The 21,075-nt window shown below is 73.2% G+C and carries 16 protein-coding genes and 1 pseudogene; 10 read left to right on the top strand and 7 right to left on the bottom strand.

Translation table 11 applies throughout. From position 1 onward, the window contains the following. The first annotated feature begins 91 nt into the window (after positions 1-91). Positions 92-820, top strand: a complete 729-nt coding sequence (locus tag JQN83_RS15515; RefSeq protein WP_208567844.1) for a hypothetical protein — start codon at positions 92-94, stop codon at positions 818-820. Between the two features lie 55 nt (positions 821-875). Here the strand turns inward: JQN83_RS15515 and JQN83_RS15510 are convergent, their stop codons facing one another. Further along, positions 876-1,325, bottom strand: coding sequence for a DoxX family protein (locus tag JQN83_RS15510; protein WP_208567843.1), 450 nt, complete (start codon positions 1,323-1,325; stop codon positions 876-878). A gap of 871 nt (positions 1,326-2,196) precedes the next feature. Between JQN83_RS15510 and JQN83_RS15505 the strand changes: the two genes are divergently transcribed. Beyond that, on the top strand, positions 2,197-4,017 hold the full coding sequence (locus tag JQN83_RS15505) for a hypothetical protein (protein ID WP_208567941.1): 1,821 nt from the start codon (positions 2,197-2,199) through the stop codon (positions 4,015-4,017). 76 nt (positions 4,018-4,093) lie between these two features. Here the strand turns inward: JQN83_RS15505 and JQN83_RS15500 are convergent, their stop codons facing one another. The 4 genes from JQN83_RS15500 to JQN83_RS15485 form a co-directional block, all read right to left on the bottom strand. Then, positions 4,094-5,269, bottom strand: a complete 1,176-nt coding sequence (locus JQN83_RS15500; RefSeq protein WP_208567933.1) for an ABC transporter permease — start codon at positions 5,267-5,269, stop codon at positions 4,094-4,096. 77 nt (positions 5,270-5,346) lie between these two features. After that, positions 5,347-6,033, bottom strand: coding sequence for an ABC transporter ATP-binding protein (locus tag JQN83_RS15495; protein ID WP_208567932.1), 687 nt, complete (start codon positions 6,031-6,033; stop codon positions 5,347-5,349). 28 nt (positions 6,034-6,061) lie between these two features. Next, positions 6,062-7,120 carry an efflux RND transporter periplasmic adaptor subunit gene (locus JQN83_RS15490; protein ID WP_208567842.1) on the bottom strand — a complete coding sequence of 353 codons (1,059 nt, stop codon included), beginning with the start codon at positions 7,118-7,120 and terminating at the stop codon, positions 6,062-6,064. Between the two features lie 347 nt (positions 7,121-7,467). Further along, positions 7,468-8,013, bottom strand: coding sequence for a hypothetical protein (locus JQN83_RS15485; protein WP_208567841.1), 546 nt, complete (start codon positions 8,011-8,013; stop codon positions 7,468-7,470). 125 nt (positions 8,014-8,138) lie between these two features. On the opposite strand from JQN83_RS15485, the gene JQN83_RS15480 reads away from it, so the two are divergent. Both JQN83_RS15480 and JQN83_RS15475 read left to right on the top strand, forming a co-directional pair. Continuing rightward, positions 8,139-8,795, top strand: a complete 657-nt coding sequence (locus JQN83_RS15480) for a response regulator transcription factor (RefSeq protein ID WP_208567840.1) — start codon at positions 8,139-8,141, stop codon at positions 8,793-8,795. Then, the gene (locus tag JQN83_RS15475; RefSeq protein ID WP_208567839.1) at positions 8,792-9,964 is read left to right on the top strand and encodes a sensor histidine kinase; all 1,173 of its coding nucleotides are present in this window, start codon (positions 8,792-8,794) and stop codon (positions 9,962-9,964) included. The genes JQN83_RS15480 and JQN83_RS15475 overlap by 4 nt, the downstream gene beginning before the upstream one ends. 353 nt (positions 9,965-10,317) lie before the next feature. Here the strand turns inward: JQN83_RS15475 and JQN83_RS15470 are convergent, their stop codons facing one another. Together JQN83_RS15470 and JQN83_RS15465 are read right to left on the bottom strand one after the other, a co-directional pair. Continuing rightward, a complete protein-coding gene (locus tag JQN83_RS15470; protein ID WP_372444040.1) occupies positions 10,318-11,139 on the bottom strand; it encodes an ABC transporter permease in 822 nt (273 codons plus the stop codon). Positions 11,140-11,606: 467 nt separating this feature from the next. Beyond that, positions 11,607-14,312 (bottom strand): annotated as a pseudogene (locus tag JQN83_RS15465) (alpha/beta fold hydrolase); the annotation flags it as partial. A gap of 368 nt (positions 14,313-14,680) precedes the next feature. Here JQN83_RS15465 and JQN83_RS15460 point away from each other — a divergent pair. The 6 genes from JQN83_RS15460 to JQN83_RS15435 are packed head-to-tail and all read left to right on the top strand — an operon-like array spanning position 14,681 to position 21,045. Continuing rightward, a complete protein-coding gene (locus JQN83_RS15460; RefSeq protein WP_208567837.1) occupies positions 14,681-15,868 on the top strand; it encodes a hypothetical protein in 1,188 nt (395 codons plus the stop codon). Then, a complete protein-coding gene (locus JQN83_RS15455; protein WP_208567836.1) occupies positions 15,855-18,701 on the top strand; it encodes a sensor histidine kinase in 2,847 nt (948 codons plus the stop codon). Before JQN83_RS15460 ends, JQN83_RS15455 begins: the two co-directional genes overlap by 14 nt. Next, complete coding sequence (locus tag JQN83_RS15450) at positions 18,698-19,168, top strand: roadblock/LC7 domain-containing protein (protein ID WP_208567835.1); 471 nt, start codon at positions 18,698-18,700, stop codon at positions 19,166-19,168. The genes JQN83_RS15455 and JQN83_RS15450 overlap by 4 nt, the downstream gene beginning before the upstream one ends. Continuing rightward, positions 19,165-19,638: a DUF742 domain-containing protein gene (locus JQN83_RS15445; protein WP_208567834.1), complete on the top strand. Its 474-nt coding sequence runs from the start codon at positions 19,165-19,167 to the stop codon at positions 19,636-19,638. The genes JQN83_RS15450 and JQN83_RS15445 overlap by 4 nt, the downstream gene beginning before the upstream one ends. Further along, positions 19,616-20,371 carry a GTP-binding protein gene (locus tag JQN83_RS15440; RefSeq protein ID WP_208567833.1) on the top strand — a complete coding sequence of 252 codons (756 nt, stop codon included), beginning with the start codon at positions 19,616-19,618 and terminating at the stop codon, positions 20,369-20,371. Before JQN83_RS15445 ends, JQN83_RS15440 begins: the two co-directional genes overlap by 23 nt. A gap of 44 nt (positions 20,372-20,415) precedes the next feature. Continuing rightward, on the top strand, positions 20,416-21,045 hold the full coding sequence (locus JQN83_RS15435; RefSeq protein WP_208567832.1) for a hypothetical protein: 630 nt from the start codon (positions 20,416-20,418) through the stop codon (positions 21,043-21,045). Positions 21,046-21,075: the final 30 nt, after the last annotated feature.

Raw genomic sequence — 21,075 nt, 5'->3', positions numbered from 1 at the left:
CGGTGGGGGGCCGGCCGACGAGCCGATGACCGACATTGCCATCGATCAGTACGGTGCGGGAGACCTGACGTCGAGAGAGGACCCCCCGCCCATGCGACGGATCCCGTCGAGCCTTGCGACCCTCACCATGGTCTGCCTACTGACCGCCGCCTGCGGGGGTGAGCAGGGCGGGACGGACGAGGCCGCGTCCACCGTCGGCCCGTCCACCGGGCCCTCCACCGCCTCGGTGCTGAGTCAGGTCTCGCCCGAGGCGACTCCCACCAGCGGGGCTCCCTCGCCGGAGGTGAAGAAGGCCGCCCCCACCACCCCGCCGGCCGCCGCCCCGACCACCGCCGCCGCCGCGCCGGTCAAGGCACCGTTGACCTGCGCCCATCTGGCGGAGGCCCGGCTCGGCAGCAGCAAGACGCCCTACAACGGCTACCCGGACTACCTGCCGCTGGCCGGGGGGCAGTGGTCGGGCGAGGACGGGGCCACCGTGACGCTCCAGAAGCCCTGCGGCATCGGTGACCTCGACGGCGACGGCGCGGAGGACGCGGTGGGCGCGGTGGCGATCAAGACCGGGGGCAGCGGCACCTTCTACACGCTCGCGGCGTGGCGCAACAGCGGTGGCCTGCCGGTGTTCCGCGCGCTGACCGACCTCGGCGACCGGACCCCGGTCGTCTCGATCAGCGTGGCCGGGCGCAAGGCCACCGTGGTCTGGCTGACCCGCAGCCCCAGCCGGGGCATGGCCGAGCTGGACATCAAGCGGACGTCGGTCTACAAGCTCTCCGGCAGCACCCTCGCCGAGGTGAGTCACACCGACGCGCCGTACAACCCCTGACCGCACGCGTCGCCGGAGCCGCCTCGTTGCGGCTCCGGCGACGCCGGTCAGTACGTCAGGCCGGCACCGAGCTTCGCTCCGTTACCGGTGCCGACGGGGCGTCGGCGCTGCGGCGGGCGAGCAGCGTGTCCAGCGCCCAGGAGCCCGGGCCGAGCACCGCGATCAGCAGGAACGACCAGCAGAAGAGCGCCGACAGCTCGCCTCCGTTGCGCAGCGGCAGCAGCCCTTCCGGCTGGTGCACCACGAAGTAGGCGTACGCCATCGAGCCGGACGCGAGGAGCGCGGCGGGCCGGGTGAAGAGCCCGGCCAGCACCAGCGCACCGCAGACGAGCTGGATCAGTGCGGCCCACCAGCCGGGCCAGGCACCGACCGGGACAGCCTTGCCGGTCACGGGGTTGCCGCCGAACAACCCGAAGACCGAGGACAGGCCGTGCAGCATGAACAGCAGGCCGATGACGATGCGGTACAGCGAGAGGGTCGGCCCGCCGAGCCGAGACACGTTCATGGGAACCTCCATGGAAGGGATTACGTCCCCTCATGATGAGGCATCGAAGCAGTTAAATCGATAAATTCTTTGTTACTGGGAAGGTCTCGGCGCGAGACATTACCCCACCCCGACGTCCCGGCGTCACCCCTACGTCTCGTCGGGAGTGACGCCGGGCCCACGCGCCCGCGACCACCACCACCGGTCGACCCCGACCACCTCCCCGCCGCGAGCCGGAGCGGCTCAGGATGTAATGATTGTTAACTATGAATTAACTGTCACGAAGTTCATACGCCGCGTTTATGGAAAATGAATATGCACGCAATTCGCGCGGGAAGCCACCCGGAGGTCACCGGGGAACCTCGACCGGGCCCGGCCCACCCGACCAGCGGCGAGGGGCCCGGGCCCGACACCGCCGCCAGCGCGAGGTGTCCGCACTGCACGCCAACTTCAGACGACAGCAGGCGGTTGGCGCGGTTTACCCGCGACACCCGGAACGCCCCACCCGTCAGCAATTTTCACGAGGCCCGGCCCCGACACCCCGCGCCGCGCTTCGACATCGACTCACGGCAGTAGCCGGCACGGTCGCCAGTTCAAAAATCCTTAACAATTTTTCCGGTGATAACGGGCTGCGTAATACGTTAGCCTCGGCACCACGTTGCCCCCGGAACTGCGACAACCACCCTCGGAATCACCCGCCAAAACCACCCCACCGAGCCGGCCCGTAACCTCGCGCCGGCAATTTGCCATTCCCGTCGACCGACGCGATCCGGCAACCTGCACCACCCCTCCGGGTGCACCGCCGATTACCCATCTCCCCTGGTCGAGAGCGATCCAGCCCACCCGTCCCGGCTATCGCCAGCCCGACCGTTTGTTCACGGAAAGGACCACCGTGCGACGTCGACCACCCCTACCGGGACGACTGCTGCCCGCATTTGCCACCCTGATCCTGCTGCCCTTGCTCGCCACTCCGGCCCACGCCGACATTCGCCCCGAAACGGTACGACTGCTCGCCAAGGCAGCCGCTGACGAGTGTTTTGCCGGCGTCGGCGTCGACTATCCACCCGGGCCGCCCTGCACCGTGGGACAGCCCAAGGTCAACCAGTCGTACGTCTGGGGGCTCGCCCAGGCCGGCCGCCGGCTCTGGTTCGGCACCGGGGCGAACGTGCTCTGCCTGAAGCCCGAGGGCTACCAGGTCCGCGAACCGATCCTCAACGACGACTACGTCTGCGAGTTCGGTCAGAGCCAGCCGGCCCGGGGCAACCCCGCCCTGCCCGCCACCCTCGGCGACCACCGCACCCCCGAGGTCTACACCTACGACCTCGCCACCGAACGGCTCACCGAACGCACCGCCGACATCACGTCCGCCTCCCCGGCGGACGCGAACCTGCTGAACACCACCGCCGGCCTGCGTAGCGCCGCCGCCCACCAGGGCGTCGTACTGCTCGGTGGCCCGAGCGTGGTCGGCGGGGTGAACGTGTTCGCCTTCGACACCGTCACCGGCCGTTACCTCGGCTCGACCAACCTCACCGCGTACGAGAACATCCGGCACTGGGTGGTGGCCGGCGGCGTGCTCTACGCCGGGGTCGGGCTGGGCGCCAACGGTGGCGAGGCCGGCCGGGTGCTGCGCTGGACCGGCGACCGCACCGACCCGTTCGCCTTCACCGAGGTCGCCGACCTGCCCACCCAGGTCGCCGACCTCACCGAGCACCAGGGGCGGCTCTACGTCTCGACCTGGCCCAAGGCGATCGTCGACGGCTCGGCGGCCGAACGCGCCGCAGCCGGCATCCTCCCGACGCCGCCCCCGGTCGGCCCGTCGTACTCCGACGTGGGCGAGCAGGCACCGCGCGCCGTCGGTGCCACCCCGGCGGCGGACACCGGTGCCGTTGACGACACCGACCCGGCCGACCTGGCCGGCATCTGGATGAGCCCGCCGCTGGCGGCCGGCGCACCCGGACTCAACCCGGAGGACGCCGGCAACTGGGCGCAGGTCTGGTCCGCTGCCGACTACGAGCCCGACCCGGTGGTCCGCCGGGCGTACGCCCTCGGTGGTCTCGCCTCCTACGGCGGCCGGCTGCACTGGGGGACCATGCACGTGCCGTTGCAGGCGACCGCCCTGCACCTGTCGGTGTACCCGCCGCGCAGTCAGGCGCAGCTCCAGGCCACCGTGCAGAACACCCAGCGGGCGTTCGCCGTCTTCCGCGGCCAGGACCTCGGTGGCGCACACGAACGGATCGAGACGCTCTACGGCGAGTCGACGCTGCCGGCGTACGACCCGACCGCGAACAACGGCGTCGGTGCGTGGGCCCCGGCCCCGACCGGGGCGACCCCGGTCTACGGCGGCTCCGGCTTCGGCGACCCGTTCAACCTGTACGCCTGGAAGATGGCGGTGGCCGGCGGCCGGCTCTACGTCGGCACCATGGACTTCGCCTACATCTCGCTGGAAGGTGAGATGCCGACGCCCCCGGCCGGCACGGCGCCCAGCCCGCCGACCTTCGGGGCGGACCTCTGGTCGTTCGACGCGCCCGGCCGGCCGGCCCGCGCCGTCGACACCGGCGGCTTCGGCAACCCGCTCAACCAGGGTGTCCGCACCATGGTCGTGGACGGCTCCACGCTCTATCTCGGGATGGCGAACCCGATGAACCTGCGCACCGACCCGACGCCCGGCGTCCCGAAGGGCGGCTGGGAACTGATCCGGGTGAGCCGGCGTTGAGCCGGCCCGGCTGATCGTGGTCCGGCGGCCGGTGAGGTCCCCCACCGGCCGCCGGGCCACCCGTCGGGCGGGGCGGTCAGGGGGTGGCGAGAGCCTCGGTGGGGGCCAGCCGGCTGGCCCGGATCGCCGGGTAGAGCCCGGCCAACGCACCGATGCCGATCGTCGCCCCGATGCCGCCGGCCACCACCCACAGCGGCACCACCGTCGGCCACCCCTGCGAACCGGCGTAACCGGCGGTGACCAGGCCACCGAGCAGCACCCCGCCCAGCCCACCCAGGGCGGACAACAGCAGCGACTCGGCGAGGAACTGGGTGCGGATCTGCCCCCGGGTGGCACCCAGCGACCGCCGCAACCCGATCTCGGCCCGCCGTTCGATCACCGAGATGACCATGGTGTTGGCCACCCCCACCCCGCCGACCAGCAACGCCACCGCACCCAGCCCGAGCAGCAGACCGGTGAACGCCTCGTCGGTGGCCTGCTGGGCGGCGAGCGCATCGGACGGCCGGGAAACCTGGATCTCGTTGGACTGCTCCGGGTTGGCCGTCGCCGCCAGCACCGCCCGGACCGCCTCGACGTGCTGCTCGGCCGAACGGGTGTAGATCCGGGTCGGGTGCCCGTCCAGGCCCAGGTAGGTGGTCGCGGCCGACCAACCGACCAGGGCCGACGAGTCGAGTTCCGGGGCGAGCGGGACCGGTCGCAGGATGCCGATCACGGTGAACCAGCGCCCGTCGAGGTAGACCCGGATGTCCGGCCCGGCCGCGCCGAGGCCGAGCCGCTCCGCGGCCACCGACCCGAGCACCGTGGCCGGATACCTCCCGGTGGCCTCGTTGAGCCAGGTCCCGCTGGCCAGTGAAGCGCCGACGGTGTCGAGCAGGTCCAGCTCCACCGCCTGGGTGCCGAGGCCACCGGTCTGCGCCGCCGGGATCCGGTCCGACCGGTAGACCGGCATGTCGGCCAGCTGGGCGGTCGCCGACACCTGGCGTACCGGGCCGATCCGGCTGATCATGCCGACCGCCTCGACCGGCAACTGGGCGTCCGCACCGAAGAGGGTGCTCCCCGGCGCGACGGTGAGCAGGTTGGTGCCCAGGGCGGCCAGCGTCCGGTCCAGGTCGGCCCGGGACGACGAGGAGATGCCGACCACGCTGATCATCGCGGCGATGCCGATGGCGATGCCCAGGGCGGACAGGAACGCCCGCAGCGGCCGGGTCCGCAGCCCCACGCCACCGACCCGCAGCACGTCCTGCGGGCTCATCCGGGCCGGTCGCAGCCGCTCCGGTCGCCCAGCACCGCTTCGCCGGGCCGCGCCCGTCGACCGCAGCGGCGTGGTGGTCATCGCAGCACCCCCTCGGTCAGGGCGGCGGAGTCCGCCACGATCAGCCCGTCGCGCATCTGCACCTGCCGGGGCAGGCTCGCCGCGATCTCCCGGTCGTGGGTGATCACCACGATGGTGGTACCGGCCGCGTGCAGCTCGTGCAGCAGCTCCATCACCCCCGCGCCGGAGCTGGAGTCGAGGTTGCCCGTCGGCTCGTCGGCCAGCAGCAGCGGCGGTTCACCGACCACCGCACGGGCGATCGCCGCCCGCTGCCGCTCCCCGCCGGAGAGCTGGTGCGGCCGGTGGTCCAGCCGGTGTCCCAGGCCGACCCGTCGCAGCGCCGCCTCCGCCCGCCGCCGCCGCTCCCGCCGGGGCACCCCGGCATAGAGCAGGCCGTCCGCCACGTTCTCCACCAGGGGTACGCCGGCAGCCAGGTGGAACTGCTGGAACACGAAGCCGATCCGGCTGGCCCGCAGCGCGGACAACTCCCGGTCGGACAACCGGGCGGCGTCGTACCCGTCGATGTGGACCGCGCCCGAGGTGGGCCGGTCCAGGGTGCCGATCACGTTGAGCATGGTGGACTTCCCCGAGCCGGACGGGCCGACGATGGCCACCAGGGCCCCCCGGTCGACGCTCATCGACACCCCACCGAGGGCGGCGACCGTGTCGCCGTAGCGTTTCGTCACGTCACGCAGCTCGACCACGTGGTCGGGGTGGTCGGCCCGGGGCGGCTCAGTCACCGGGCATCCCCACGGTCAGCCCCTCGGTGACCGCGTCGCCGGAGACCTCCACCCGGCCGTCGGCGAACAGGCCCGTACGCACCGCGACGATCCGGGTACCACCCTCCTCGACCACCTCCAGCCCGTAGCCGCCCTCGGCCAGGGTGAGCAGTGCCGCGACCGGCACGGTGAGCACGTCGGCGCGTTCCGAGGCGACGAGGCCGACGTCCACCGCCGCCTTGTCGTAGCCGGCCAGCGCCTTGGCGTCGTCCCCGGTGACGGTCACCTCGATCTTGGTGTCGGTCTCCGCGTCCTTGCCCGTCGTGGCCGCCGAGGTCTGCACCACCGTCTCGACCGTGTCGACCTTGCCGGTGCTGCGGGTGCCGTCGGGCAGCGTGATGGTCACCTCCGCGCCCTTGCGGGCCAACCGCTGGTCCTCCACGTCGAGGGTGCAGGTGACCAGGCGGGTGGTACCGGTGGTCGAGAGGACCACCTTGCCCGCACCGACGGTGTCGCCCACCTCCACGCCGTGGCTGTCCACCCGGACCTCGCCGGGGGCGTAGACGATCCGGCCCGGCTCGACCTGCCCGGTCTCCGGCAGGCCCAGGTCCTCCTGCCAGTCCCGGACCGCGTCGGCGGTCGCCGAGGTGAAGTCCTCGTCGACGGTGAAACCGTCGTGCCCGAGCGCGGCGAGGTTCTGCTCGAACTGTTTGACGTCGGTGCCGCTGACCCCGGAACGCAGCACCCGGTACGCGGGCAGGCCACCGTAGAGCAGCACCACCGGTTCGTCGTCGATCCGGTAGAGCGTCTTACCCCGCTTGACCGTCGCACCGCCCTCGGCGAGCCAGGTGACCGTCCCGCTCAGCCGGCTGTCCCGGGCGCGCGGGGTGCCGTACCCCAGCTCGCCGTTCTTGGTCTCCCGGTCGACCAGGGTCTGCCGGGTGACCTTGGCGGACGACGGCGGCCTGCGGTCGGACGACGTCGCACGGTCGGCGTGGCCGTCACTGGCGAAGGTGACCGCCGTTGCCGCCACCGCCACCACGAGCAGCCCCGCCGCCCCGAGCAGGAACACCGGTCGCGGGCGTCGCCGCCGGACCGGTGACGCAGCCGGCCCTCCGGGCGGCCCGGAGGGCGGGTCGGAGGGCGGACCACCGGGCAGGTCGGGGGACGGTCCGCCCGGAGACCCGGCGGAAGGCCCGCTGGACGGGCCGGACGGGCCGGCGGACGGGCCGGACGGGCCGGCGGACGGGCCGGACGGGCCGGCGGACGGCCCGCTGGGCTGGCCGGAGAGCGGGCCGCCGGGCAGTTCGGTGCGGGACGGACCTGCCGCGGACGGGCCGGCGAGGGACGGGTCAGCGGCAGCCGGGCCGACGGCAGCCGGGCCGGTGACGGACGGGTCAGCCGATCGGGGTGCGCCGGTCATGACGTCCCCCGACGTTCACCGAGGTTGGGCACGGTCTCCCGGCACTTGTCGAACGCGGTCCGCACCGCCGGGTCCTTCAGGTCGATGTCGGCCCGACCGGGCTGGATGCGCCCGTCGGCGGCCGGGTCCGGGAAGTTCGGCACACCGTTCTCCCGCATGCACCGGGCCAGCTTGCGGACCTGCTCGACCTGGCCCGCGTCGAGCTGCCGGGGCTGCCCGCCGTTGGGGGCGAACTCGCGGCACTGCTGCAGCGCCGACTGCACCTTGGCCGGGTCCACGTCCGACCCGCCGTTGAACCGGGGCCCCTTCTGCCCCGGCTGCGGGTCCGGCACGTCGAGCCCCTGTTCCCGCAGACACGTGGTGAACTTGAGCTGGCGTTCCTCGTCGCTCATCGCCGCGGCGGCGGAGAGCGAGGGCTCCGCGCCCCCACCACCGGCGCTGGCCACCCCGGAGTCGTCGGCGGCATCGGACTGACAGCCGCTCAGGGCGAGGACCGCCACCACGGGCAGGGCCAGGAGCAGGCTCAGCTGATTTCGTCGCATCGTTGGTCTCCCTTCCGACCGGCAGACAGCCGGCATTAGGGATAACTCAACTCCTGAGGCGGTATCCAGGGCGTAAACGGCAACGTTAACGCGGTGGTTATCCCGGCATAGGCGAGGATGGAACGGTGCGCGTACTGGTGTGCGAGGACGAGAAACTGCTCGCGGACGCGATCGCCGAATGGCTCCGCCGGGAGTCGTTCGCGGTCGACGTCGCCTACGACGGCGACGCCGCCCTGGAACGCATCGGCGTCAACGGGTACGACGTGGTCGTGCTCGACCGGGACCTGCCGGTGGTGCACGGCGACGACGTCTGCCGCGCCCTGGTCAGTGCCGAACGGGACACCCGGATCCTGATGCTGACCGCCGCCGCCGCCGTCCGGGAACGGGTCGCCGGCCTGGCCATCGGCGCCGACGACTACCTCACCAAACCGTTCGCGTTCGTCGAGCTGAGCGCCCGGGTGCACGCGTTGACCCGACGCACCCGCCCCGCCGCCCCACCGCAGCTGACCCGGGCCGGGATCGTCCTCGACCCGTCCCGGTTGCAGGTCACCCGGGACGGAAACTTCGTGCCGCTGTCCCGCAAGGAGTTCGGCGTGCTGGCCGAGCTGCTACGCGCCGACGGCGCGGTGGTCTCCGCCGAGGACCTCCTCGAACGGGCCTGGGACGAGCACATCGACCCGATGACCAACGTGCTGCGGGTCACCGTGATGAAGCTGCGGCGCAAGCTCGGCGACCCGCCCGTCATCGAGACGGTGCCCGGGGTGGGATACCAGATCCGATGAGGAAACCGACCATCCGGGCCAGGCTGACCCTCATCTACGGCGGCCTGTTCCTGCTCGCCGGCACGGTACTGCTCGCCGTCACGTACGTGCTGGTGGACCAGCGGCTCGCCCACGGTCTCGGGTTCAACCTGCGCGGGACCGGTGGCAAGGAGTCGATCTCGCTGCCCCAGGGCACCCAGATCAACGCCAACCAGGCCGAACACCTGCGGGCCATCGTCCGCCAGGTGCAGGACGACGCCCGCCGGGACGCCCTCGACTCGCTGCTCACCCAGGGCGGAGTGGCCCTGGCCGTGGTGACCATCGCCGCGGTCGCGTTCGGTTGGCTGGTCGCCGGCCGGGCGTTGCAGCCGTTGCAGCAGATCACCGGCACCGCCCGCCGCATCGCCGGAGCCGACGGGGCCGGCCGGGGACTACACGAACGGATCGCCCTGGCCGGGCCGACCGACGAGGTGAAGGAGCTGGCCGACACCTTCGACCTGATGCTCGAACGCCTCGACCGGTCCTTCGACGGTCAGCGGCGCTTCGTCGCCAACGCCTCCCACGAGCTGCGTACCCCGTTGGCGATCAACCGGTCCCTGGTCGAGTTGGCGATCACCCGCCCGGACGCCCCGCCCGAGCTACGACAGCTCGGCGAGACCCTGCTGGCCGTCAACGAACGCCACGAACGACTGATCGACGGGCTGCTCACCCTCGCCGACTCGGAGAACGCGCTGGCCGAACACACCGAGGTGGACCTCGCCGAGGTCGCCGGTCACGTCGCGGAGCAGACCGGCCGGTCCACCACGCTCGCCGTCACCCGCGAACTGGCCCCGGCGCGGACGGCCGGCGACCCGGTCCTGCTGGAACGGCTCACCCAGAACCTGGTGGAGAACGCCGTCAGGCACAACGTCGACACCGGCGGCTGGCTCTCGGTCGCCACGGCCATGGTCGACGGTCGGGCCACCCTGACCGTCAGCAACAGCGGGCCGGTGGTGCCCGGGTACGAGATCGAGACGATGTTCCTGCCGTTCCGCCGGCTCAACCGGGAACGGGTCGCCGGTCAGCGGGGCTTCGGCCTGGGGCTGTCCATCGTCCGGGCGGTGGCGCGGGCGCACGGCGGAACGGTGCGCGCGGTCCCCCGCCCCGACGGCGGCCTGGTGGTCACCGTCTCCCTCCCCACCGCCGACTGACCCCCTGAACGCGCCACCCCCGCCAAATACCGCCGCCGTTGCCGTTGCCGTTGCGTTGCCAAGGAGACGGGGTAGGCGCAAGATCGCGCTCGCGATGCACTGCTCAAGATCGTGCTCGATCCACGATGTAGTGGCATCGCATCGCCGGGAGACCACTACATCCTGGATCGAGCACGATCTTGCGGCGTACGGGCGTACGGGCGTACGGGCGTACGGGCGTACGGGCGTACGGGCGTACGGGCGTGCGGGCGTGCGGGCGTACGGGGAGACGTGCTGGTGGTGCAGGGCGGGTCCGGCCGGCAGCGACCACGCAACATCGGGCCCGTTCGCCAGCCGATCGGGCGGCTGCCGGGTCAGCTCGTGACGTCCTTGCGGGTGAAGCGCCAGAAGGCCAGCCCCCAGAACAGGGTGGCGTAGCTGATCGCCGAGATCGCACCCCGGACCACGTCGTCGGTCTGCATCGGGGTGGACAGCAGGCCCAGCCAGGCGCTGCTGTAGTGGGTCGGCAGGAAGTCCCGCAGCGCTCCGAGCGCGGTGATCTGATCCAGGATGCTGGACAGGATCCACAGCAGTACCGCGCCGCCGACCGCGCCCAGCGCGGCATCGGTGACCACCGACAGCAGAAACGCCAGCCCGGCCACCACCAGCAGGACCACCGCCAGGTAGCCGAGCACCGCCAGCAGCCGTACCAGCCCCTCGGTCGGGGTCAGCTCGGCGGCGACCTGGCTGGTCAGCGGCGACCAGCCGTAGCGCAGGGTGCCGGAGAGCAGGGCCGTGCCGGCCAACAACAGCAGGGCCAGCCCGGAGTACGCCAGCGCCACCAGCAGCTTCACCGTCAACAGTCGGGCCCGGGGCACCGGCACCGCCAGTAGGTAACGCAGGCTGCCCCAGCTCGCCTCGCTGGCCACCGTGTCACCGCAGAACAGCGCCACCACCACGACCAGCAGGAACGACGCCGACACCAGGATCGAGAAGAGGGTGAAGTTGAGCCCGCCCGAGGTGGCCAGGTCGGCGAGGCTGGAGAACTCGCCGCGCCCGCTGCCGTCGTCGTCCCCGGACTCGAACTGGAACGCCACCAGAATGATCAACGGCAGCAGCACCATGAACCCGAGTGCCAACTGGGTACGCCGCCGCGACGCCTGCCGACGGAACTCCGCCCCGAACGGCAGGGTCACCCCCGGCCGGTACCCGACCGCCGCCCCACCCGGCCCGAACGATCCCCGCCCGGACCCGCCCGGCGCCGTGCCGACGGAGGCCGTGCCGCCCGCCGTCGTGCCGCCGTCCGGGCCCCGGCCCGAGGGGGAGCCCACCGAAGAACCTGCCATCACCGGTCACCGCTTCCCCGAGAGTTCTCGCCCACCAGGGCGAGGAACGCGTCCTCCAGGCGACGCCGTGGCACCACCCGGTCCACCCCGATCCCGGCCCGGACCAGCTCGGCCACCACCTCGCTGCGCGCGGTCCCGTTGGTGTCCACCACCAGCCCACCACCTGCACCGCCACCAGCGGCACCAGCACCCGCCGCAGCGCCGTGCTCCGTGCCGGCAGCGCCGTCACCAGCGCCGGACGCCGCACCGGCAGCGCCGTCACCTGGCCCCGTGCCGACACCGGCCACCGCACCCGCACCCGGCGGAACATCCCCGCCGTCGTCGGCGCCGAGCACCCGGACCCCGTCGAGGCGGCTCAGCACCGCCCGCGCGGCGGCCTGGTCGGTCACCTCGAACAGGGTGCTCGGCGACTCGCCGACGATCTCCTCCACCGGGCCCGAGGCGACGATCCGGCCCTTGTTGACCACCACCGCGTGCGTGCAGGTCTGCTCCACCTCGGCCAGCAGGTGACTGGAGACCAGCACCGCCCGGCCGTCGGTGGCGTACCGCTGGAGGACCCGGCGCATCTCGGCGATCTGCGGCGGGTCCAGGCCGTCGGTCGGCTCGTCGAGCACCAGCAGCTCCGGCAGGCCCAGCATGGCCTGCGCGATGGCCAACCGCTGCCGCATCCCGTGGCTGTAGTTCTTGGTCCGCCGGTGCACCGAGTCACCCAGGCCGGCGATCTCCAACGCCTCGTCGAAGTGCGCGTCGGCCCACGGCCGGCCGGTGGCCCGCCAGTACGCCTTCAGGTTGTCCAGGCCGGACAGGTGCGGCAGGAAGCCGGGCCCCTCCACCAGCGCGCCGATCCGCGACAGCACCGGCGAGCCGGGCACCAGCCGGTGTCCGAAGACGTAGATCTCCCCGGCGGTCGGCTGGGTCAACCCCATCAGCACCCGCAGGGTGGTGGTCTTGCCGGCGCCGTTCGGGCCGAGCAGCCCCATCACCTGGCCGGGGTGCACCTCGAAGTCCACCCGGGACACCGCGACGAACCCGTCCGCGTACTCCTTGCGCAGGTCACGGACGGCGAGCGGGATGCCCGCGTACTCGGGATGGACGGAGTCGTCCTGGCGGCGGTGCCGACGGCGGACCACGGCGACGACCACGACGAGCCCGATCAGGATCGCGGCCAGCAGGCCGACCAGCACCCAGCGCCACACCGTGGCGGTGGTCGGGATCGGGGTGGCGGTGACCGTCGGCAGGCTCACCGCCCCGTCGACCGCCACCGTGTAGACGGCCGGCTCGGCAGGTGTGGTGTACGCCTGGTCGGCGGTGGCCAGCACCACCCGCAGCCGGTGCCCGGCCTCGACCCGGCGGACGATCGCCGGCAGGGTCACCTGGACCGGCTGCGCGGCGTCGATGGTGGCCGGCAGGCCGGTCAACCGGATCGGGGCGACCAGCCCGTCGGGCAGCGTCGCCGCGCCGGCCGGGTCGACGTCGTAGAGCTTGGCGAACAGGACCGCCTCGCCGGTCGCCGACGCGGCCCGGACGGTGACGGTGGGTGCACCCACCACGTCCACCGCCTCGGTCAGCGGTGTCGACTCGAACCGGGCGTGCTGGCCGGGCACGTCGCCGGCGACCCCGTCGAGCAGGGAGCCGAGCGACCCGGCGAACGGGATCGCCGAGATCGCCGCCGGGTTGCCGTTGGGCGGGTTGGCGACCGGTTGGGCCGGCCCGGTGACCGGCACCTCGCGTCGGGCGTCCCCGGTCACCCCGGGATAGTCGGCGGTGCGGTAACCGGTGGCGACGAGGCCCCGGTCGAGGGCGTCGAAACCGGCGATCCGGGAGAACGTGAAGTCGTCGCCGGGGGCCGCGCCGGTGCCCTTGACGTAGTGGTCCAGCCACTGCACGGTCAGGTACTTCACCCGGTCGGAGTCGCTGGTCGGGCCGGTGCCGCCGTCGTGGCCGCCGGTGAACCAGGCCACCCGCACGGGGGTGCCGGCGGCGGCGATGCCGCGCGCGTTGGCGTCCGCCTCGGTGAGCGGGAAGAGGGTGTCCGCCTCGCCCTGCACCAGCAGGGCGGGGGCCTTGATCCGGCCCAGCACGTCGGCCGGGGAGGAACGCCGGAGCAGGTCCACCGCCGCCTGGTCGGCCCGCCCGGTGGTGGCGATCCGCAGGTACGCGGCGCAGACGTCGGCGGCGAACCGGCCACAGGACGGGTCGGCGGCGGCCCCCGGGGCGCGCGACGATCCGCTGCCCGGTCCGCCACCGGGCCGGGGGCTGGGCGCACCGGCCGACGCGGGTGCCCCTTCCGGCTGGGCGGCGGCGGTGTTGCCGGAGAGCCCGGCCGGCCCGGAACCGGCGCTGCCGCCACCGCCGAAGAAGATGCCGGCCCAGCCCTTCTTGAACACGCCCTCGGTGGCCGGCTTGCCGGTGTTCTCCGGCAGGAAGGCGCGGGACAGGTCGTTCCAGGTGATCATGGGGACGATCGCGTCGACCCGGGGGTCCTGCGCGGCCAGCAGCAGGGCCAGTCCGCCGCCGTACGAGCCGCCGACCACCCCGACCCGGGGGTCACCGGCGGCGTCGGTACGCACCTCGGGGCGGGCGGCCAGCCTGTCCAGCAGCCGCTGGGCGTCGCGCACCTCGTAGTCGGGGCTGTCCAGGTGGATCTGCCCGCCGCTGCGGCCGAAGCCCCGCGCCGTCCAGGTCAGCACCGCGTAACCCTGCCCCACCAGGTCCTCGGCGTCGGTGCGGACGGAGTCCTTCGTACCGCCGAAGCCGTGCGCCAGCAGCACGGCCGGGACCTTCCGGTCAGCCGACGCACCGCTCGGCAGGTAGAACGTGGTGTCCAGGTCGACGGGCTCGTCGCCGCCGGGCCCGGAGCGCACGGTGAGCGCGGTCGACTCGGTACGGAAATCCGGCCGGTCCGGCCAGACCGCCCAGCCGACGACCCCCGCCAGCAGGACGACGCCCACCGACGCGGCGACCGCGCGGCGGCCGGTGGGCAGGGCACGGCGGAGCCGGGCAGCCGACAGCGGCGATTTCATTCGGCTCACGGTACGGCCCGGAACCTGAGCGTTGGCTGAGATCCGCCGTACGTCCGTCCTGGTCGGCCAATCGTCGGCCGGACAGGTCAAACGCACAAGGTCACCCGGCGTTCACCCAGAACGAGTTCGGACTCCGTGAATTCACGCTTAATGCGCTATATCACAATGGAAACGAGCATGTCACTCCGACAACAGTACGGAGCGTGTCGGGAAGGTTGATGTCGCGTCACATCACTCGAAGTGACGCAAAACTGACCGGTGCAGACCTCCGGCCAGGGATCGCCCTTCGATTAGGTTCCGGTCCGACGCACGGGACCGAAGTTCCACGCCATCCCCGACCCCCTGCGCCGCCGCCGGAGGAGACCACCATGACCGTTCCCGCCTCGCGGGTCCGTCGACGGCCCAGGACACCGGGCCGCCTGTTGCCGTTGCTACTCGCCACCGCGCTGCTGCTGCCGGTGGCGTTCCTCGTCGTACGGGGCCACCAGTTGGTGGACGCCGACCGGGAGCTGGCCGAACGGGAGCGCCTCGGCGTCGAGTACCTGCGCGTCCTCGGCCCGGTCACCGAGGCGCTGGTGAACGCGCAGACCGCCGCCGTCGCCGGCCGGTCGGTGCCCCGCGACGCCCTGGACCGGGCGGTGGAGGCAGCCGCGGCGGTCGACACCCGCATCGGCGACGAGCTGCGCAGCACCGAGCGGTGGGCCGGGCTGCGGGCCAAACTGGAGGGACTGCCGAGCCGGTCACTCACCGACCCGGAGGTCGCCTTCACCGCGTACGGCGAGGTCACCGATCTGCTGTTGGCCCTGCACGGCAAGATCCGGGAGACCTCCGGCCTGATCCGGGACCCCGGCTCCGACTCGTACTTCCTCCAGGACGGCGTCGGTGAGGAGATGCCGGAAGCAGTGGTCGCCGCCGGCCGGCTCGTCGACCTGGCCGTGCTGATGCCGCAACGACCCGCCGCCGAACAGGCCCGTTCCCTGGGCCAACTGGCGACCCTCCGGTTCGCCGCCCTGCAACCGGCGGGCGACCTGGTCGACGACCTCCAGACGGTGGTGGAGACCTCGGAGAGCGCCGGCATCGGCGCGGACGTGCTCACCCCGTTCGACAACTACCAGCGGGCGGTCGAGGCGTTGGCGGCGCTGTCCCAGCCCGACAGCCGTACGCAAGCGGTCGACCTGACGAAACTCACCGCTGCCCGGAGCCAGGCGCAGACCGCCGCCCGGGAACTCCAGCCGGTCATCCTCGACGAACTGGACCGGCTCCTCCGCCAGCGCATCGACCAACTCGACCGCGACGACCTGCTGATCCTCGCCGCCGGCGGGGTGGCCGTGCTGCTCCTGGCGGCGCTCGGCGCGAGCGGTTGGCTGCCGCGCCGCACCGGCACCCCGCCCGGCCGGGACACCGCACCCGGCGACCCGGCCGAAACCACCGCCGCCACCCGGTGGGAGCCGCCGACGCGGTCCGGTCGGCCACCGGCCGGACCGGTGCCGGTGCTCCAGCCGGTGGGCCAGAGCTCCGAATCCGACCGGTGGAGGCCCTTCGATGCTGCTCGGTAGGCTCCGGATCCGGGGCAAGCTGGCCCTGCTGCTGATGGTCCCCCTGCTCTGCATGGTCGGGCTCACGGTGCCGGTGGTCTGGGACCGGGCCACCGTGGCGCAGCGGGCCGGCGACCTCGCCGACCGGGTCCGGATCGCCAGCCGGGTCGGCACGATCCTCCAACACCTCCAGCAGGAACGCCTGCTCGCCATCGGCCTGCTGCTCAAGCAGGTCGAGCGCACCGACCTGGTGCAGAAGGTCGCCGAGGTGGACGACCGGATCGCCGACCTGCGCGCCGAGTTCGGCGACGCCCTGCCGGCAGAGGTCGACACCGCCCTGGACGGGGTACGCCAACTGGCCGCCCTGCGGACGGCGGCGGTGGCCGGGCAGACCGGCCCGGACCAGCTCATGGCCGGGTACGGGCCGGTGAACACCGCCCTGATCAACTCACTTCAGCTCCGCCTCAACGCGGACACCCGCACCCCGACCGGGCGGCAGGTGCTGGCCCTGGACGGCCTGCTGCGCACCGGTGAGAGCCTCAGCGCCGGCGCCACCCTGATCGTGCTGGTCGCCGCCCGGCCCAGCGCCCAGACCGTCACCGCCTACGTGGCGAACTTCGCCGTTCTCTCCGACGAGAGCGCCCGGCTCCAGGCCCTGGTCACCCCCGAGCAGCTCGACCTGCTCACCCTGGAGGAAGTGGCGGTCGCCAACCGCACCGGCCCGAACTTCATCAACCAGAGCGCGCTGGACCCGGCCACGGCGATCGGCGCGCTGGACGTGGCGACCCTCTTCCCCACCGTCTCCTCGATGATCACCCTGGGCCAGTTCGTGGAGAAGAAACTCGCCGCCGACGTCACCGCCGAGGTGCGCGCCGACCGGCAGGTCGCGCTCGCCGGGGCGTACTGGGTGACCCTGCTGATCGTGACCATCCTGATCGCGGTCATCCTGCTCACCATCGCGGTCGGCCGGGCGGTGGCCCGGCCGCTCACCCGGCTCACCCGCTCCGCCGACCGGGTCGCCCGGGTCGCCGAGTCCGAGCTGGTCCGGGTCGCCGACGACGAGTCGGAGACCGTCCCACCGGTCCGCCTCGACCCGGTCGACGTGGGTGCCCGCGACGAGATCGGTGACCTGGCCCGCGCCTTCGAACGGGTGCAGAACACCGCCGCCCGGCTGGTGGAACGGCAGGTGGCGAGCCGACGCAACGTGGCCCAGATGTTCGGTCACGTCGGCCGACGTACCCAGAACCTGGTCGGCCGGCAGATCGCCCTGATCGACCGGCTGGAGCAGCAGGAGACCGAGCCGGGCCGGCTGGAGCACCTGTACCGGCTCGACCACATCTCCAGCCGGCTGCGCCGTAACGCGGGCAGCCTGGTGGTGCTCTCCGGTGCGGCGGGCGACGACGCACACGTGGCACCGGTCCCGGTGGCCGACGTGGTCCGGTTGGCGCTCGGTGAGATCGAGGACTACACCCGGGTGGACGTGCGGGTCCCCCCGGAGGTGGTCGCCGTACCGGCGATCATCGGTGACCTGGTGCTGGCCCTGGCCGAGCTGATGGAGAACGCCACCGTGTTCTCCCCGCCGCACACCCGGGTCGTGGTCGCCGCCGAACCGACCGACGATGGTACCCGGTTGGCCGTGATCGACCAGGGCATCGGCATGAGCGAGCAGCGGATGGCCGAGGAGAACGCCAGGTTCACCCGCCGGGAACGGCTGGACCTGGCCCCGTCCGAGGTGCTCGGGCTCTTCGTGGTGGGTCGGCTGGCCCGCCGGCACGGCTGGACGGTGGAACTCACCCCGACCGCCGGTGGTGGGGTGACCGCCAGCCTGGTGCTCCCCGGTTCCGCCCTGGTGCGCGCCACCAACGGGCGTCACGGGGAACCCGTCGCCCGCGCCGCCCTGTCCTCCCGGGACCGGCCCACCACCGCCGGCCCCGCCGTACTCCCGTCGCGGGACCGGGCCGGGACCACCGCCGCCCGCGGTGTCGACGGACCGGCCCGGACCGGCCGGACACCGGCCGTGCTCGACGCGGAGCCGACCCGGCCACCGGTCGACACGACGCCGACCCGGCCGCTGGTGGCGGCGGGGCCGACCCCACCCCCCGCCTGGCCCGTGATCGACGCGGAGCCGACCCGGCCACCCGTCGACGCGGAGCCGACCCGGCCGCTGGTGGAGGCGGGGCCGACCTGGCCACTGGTCGACCCCACGGCATTGCCCGGATTCGATCCGACGCTGCTCAGCAAGGCGACCCGCAGCATGGAATCCGCCGGCCCCTGGGACGCGTTCGGCACCGTGCCGGCCGACCCGCAACCGGCCGCGCCCGCCGACACCGACCCGGTCGTCGCCGGGGCGACCCTGCCGGTCCGGGGCACCGCCACGGTGACCCCGGCAGACGCCGACCAGACCCGTACGACGGTCCCGCAGGCCGCCCTGCTCCCCACGGTCGCGCAGGCCACCCCGCTCCCCACGGACCGCCCCGCCCCGCCGCCCGGGATCCGGCAGCGGGTTCCCGGGGCCAGCCTGCCGCACACCGCCCCCGTCGTCGGCCCGGTGGACGGCACCCGGGCCGACCCGGCCGCCGCCCGCGCCCTGGTCGAGCAGTTCCAGTCCGGGGTGCAGCGGGCCGAACAGGCAAGGCCCGCCGCCGCACCCCCAGCCGAGCCGGCGACACCCCGCCTGACCCGACGGGTACCGGGCGCCAACCTGGCCATCTCACCCCCTCGGCAACCGCCCAGCCAGCATCCGGGAGATCCCGGCGAGGTCCGCGATCTCATCAACGCGTTCGAGACGGGCGTCGCCCGGGCTCTACGCGAAGTCCGTCCCGACCACCGCACTGAAGAAGGAACGACACGGTGACCAGCCCGCACGTACACGAGAACGTCGACTACCAGAACCACCCGGCCGGGGATCTCAGCGCGGAGGCGCGCACCTTCAACTGGCTGTTGGACTCGTTCACCTCCAGCACCGCCGGTGTCCTGGAGGCCATCGCGGTCTCCTCCGACGGGCTGCTGATGGCCATGTCGTCGATCAAGGACCGGTCCAACGCGGAACGCCTCGCGGCCGTCGTCTCCGGCATGACCAGCCTGGCCGGCGGTGCCGCCAGCTGGTACGCCCTCGGCGGGCTCAACCGGGTGATCGTGGACATGGCCGACGGTTACCTGCTGATCACCGCGATCAGCAGCGGCTCGGTACTCGGCGTGATCGCCGACCGGTCGGCCAACCTGGGCACCGTCGCGTACGAGATGACGCTCTTCGCCGGCCGGGCCGGCGGGGCGCTGACACCGAGACTCATCGCCGAGCTGAAGAACGCCGTTCAGCAATGACCCGGGACGCCGCCGGTGCGGAACCGGAACCCGAACCGTCGGTCCGGGTCCGCCCCTACCTGCGCGCCCCGACGGGGGACGGGACAGCGACACCGGTCCCCGCCCCCGAACCGCAGACCGACCGACCGGCCAGCCCCCGCCCGTTCGTACTGACCGCTGGACGGGTGGCCGGCGCGGACCCGGCCATCGGCCTGGAGACCCAGGTCACCGCCCGGTCCGAGCCGGCCCGGGCGGCGCTGCTGTCGGCCCTGCTCGCCCCCGAGCTACAGGCGATCGTCGCCCTGTGCGCTGAACCGATCTCGGTGGCCGAGATCTCCGCCCGGATGCGGCTGCAGCTCGGCGTGACCCGGGTGCTGGTCGGTGACCTGCGGGCCGCCGGCCACCTCGACGTGCACGTCGGCGCCGTCGACGACGCATTTGACCCCGACCTCATCCTGCGAGTGATTGATGGACTCCGTGCGATCTCCTGAATGGCCGGTCGCCCCGCTCGGCGGGCTCGCCGCGAACAGCGCCTCCGCCCGCTACGGGCAGCCGGTGGGTGGCCCCCCGACGGCACCGCCGCACCCGTCGCCGCCACCGGCGTACCGACCGGCGGCGGCGACGGCCGTGCCCGCCCCGGACACCCGTACCGGGCCGGCCGCCGCCCCACCGATCCCGGTCAAGCTCCTGATCGCCGGCGGGTTCGGGGTGGGCAAGACGACCACGGTCGGCGCGATCTCCGAGATCGCCCCGCTCACCACCGAGGCCGAGATGACCAGCGCCGGCATCGGCGTGGACGATCCGGGGACCCGCAGCACGAAGACCACCACCACGGTGGCGATGGACTTCGGCTGCGTGACCATCGACCGGAGCCTGAAGCTCTACCTGTTCGGCACACCGGGCCAGGACCGGTTCGGCTTCATGTGGGACGACCTGGCCCGGGGAGCGCTCGGCGCGCTGGTGGTGGTGGACAGCTCCCGGCTGGACGACTGCTACCCGGCGATCGACTTCTTCGAGCGGGCCGGCCTGCCCTTCGTGGTCGGGGTGAACACCTTCGACGGCAGGCTGACGCACGAGCTGGGCGCGATCCGGTGGGCGCTGGCGATCGGTGACCACGTACCGCTGGTGCAGTTCGACGCCAGGGACCGGCTCTCGGTGCGGGACGCCCTGCTGGTCGTCCTGGACCGGGCACTGGACCGGGCGGTGCGGGAGAAGGGCGTCTGAACGAATCGGCGCTCGGGGCCGTTTCCACGGGAGAGGGGGACGTCATGAGGGGTGGTCTGGACGAGACACTGGCCCGGCTGGCACGCCGTGAGGAGGCCCGCCGTCGCCGGTCGACCGACCAGGGCGCGGAGGCCGACGACGGCGTGTCGACCCTGGCCTTCACGACCACCGGCCGGGCCACGACGGAACCGGTGCACCCGGCGACGGCACCGACCGGACCAGCGCACCCGGTGCCACCTGCCGGTCCGGGGCGTCCCGGTGCCGCGCCGGCGGAACTGGTCCGGGCCGGGCCCGGGTCGGGGGAGCCCGCCGCCGGCGGGTCCGACCCGGTCGAGGAGGTGGCCGAGGCGGTACGTCGGGTGGTCGCCGCCCACCCCGGGCTGACCGTGGCGCTGCGGGTCGAGTACGCCGGGCGGACGTACCCGCTGCGGATCGAGCGGACCGAGCCCGGTGCCCGCAACGAGCGGACCGAGCCCGGTGCCCGCAACGAGCGGGCGGAGCCCGGGGTACGGGGCGGCAGCGACCCCCGGAACACCGCACCGCCGGCCTGGCCGCTGGCGGAGCGGACCCCAACGGCCTGGACGCCGGCCCGGGAGCTGCCCGGTGTCGACCCGGCGGCCCGGCTGGCCGAGCTGATCCGTCGCGACCCGACGTTGCTCGACCACGACGGCTGACCAGCGGACCGTCCGCGGCGGCGGGCGGCT

Origin of the sequence: Micromonospora antibiotica (assembly GCF_017599305.1) — a bacterium.
GTDB lineage: Bacteria > Actinomycetota > Actinomycetes > Mycobacteriales > Micromonosporaceae > Micromonospora > Micromonospora antibiotica.
The sequence above is the reverse complement of the archived record's forward strand: the minus strand, read 5'-3'. Positions and strand labels throughout refer to the sequence as shown.

Bases quoted from the DNA above. Each gene is read 5' to 3' on its own strand.
- JQN83_RS15515 (WP_208567844.1), top strand. From the start codon at position 92: ATGCGACGGATCCCGTCGAGCCTTGCGACCCTCACCATGGTCTGCCTA.
- JQN83_RS15500 (WP_208567933.1), bottom strand. From the start codon at position 5,269: ATGAGCCCGCAGGACGTGCTGCGGGTCGGTGGCGTGGGGCTGCGGACC.
- JQN83_RS15460 (WP_208567837.1), top strand. From the start codon at position 14,681: ATGACCGTTCCCGCCTCGCGGGTCCGTCGACGGCCCAGGACACCGGGC.
- JQN83_RS15435 (WP_208567832.1), top strand. From the start codon at position 20,416: ATGAGGGGTGGTCTGGACGAGACACTGGCCCGGCTGGCACGCCGTGAG.
- JQN83_RS15445 (WP_208567834.1), top strand. From the start codon at position 19,165: ATGACCCGGGACGCCGCCGGTGCGGAACCGGAACCCGAACCGTCGGTC.
- JQN83_RS15485 (WP_208567841.1), bottom strand. From the start codon at position 8,013: ATGCGACGAAATCAGCTGAGCCTGCTCCTGGCCCTGCCCGTGGTGGCG.
- JQN83_RS15455 (WP_208567836.1), top strand. From the start codon at position 15,855: ATGCTGCTCGGTAGGCTCCGGATCCGGGGCAAGCTGGCCCTGCTGCTG.
- JQN83_RS15510 (WP_208567843.1), bottom strand. From the start codon at position 1,325: ATGAACGTGTCTCGGCTCGGCGGGCCGACCCTCTCGCTGTACCGCATC.
- JQN83_RS15475 (WP_208567839.1), top strand. From the start codon at position 8,792: ATGAGGAAACCGACCATCCGGGCCAGGCTGACCCTCATCTACGGCGGC.
- JQN83_RS15440 (WP_208567833.1), top strand. From the start codon at position 19,616: ATGGACTCCGTGCGATCTCCTGAATGGCCGGTCGCCCCGCTCGGCGGG.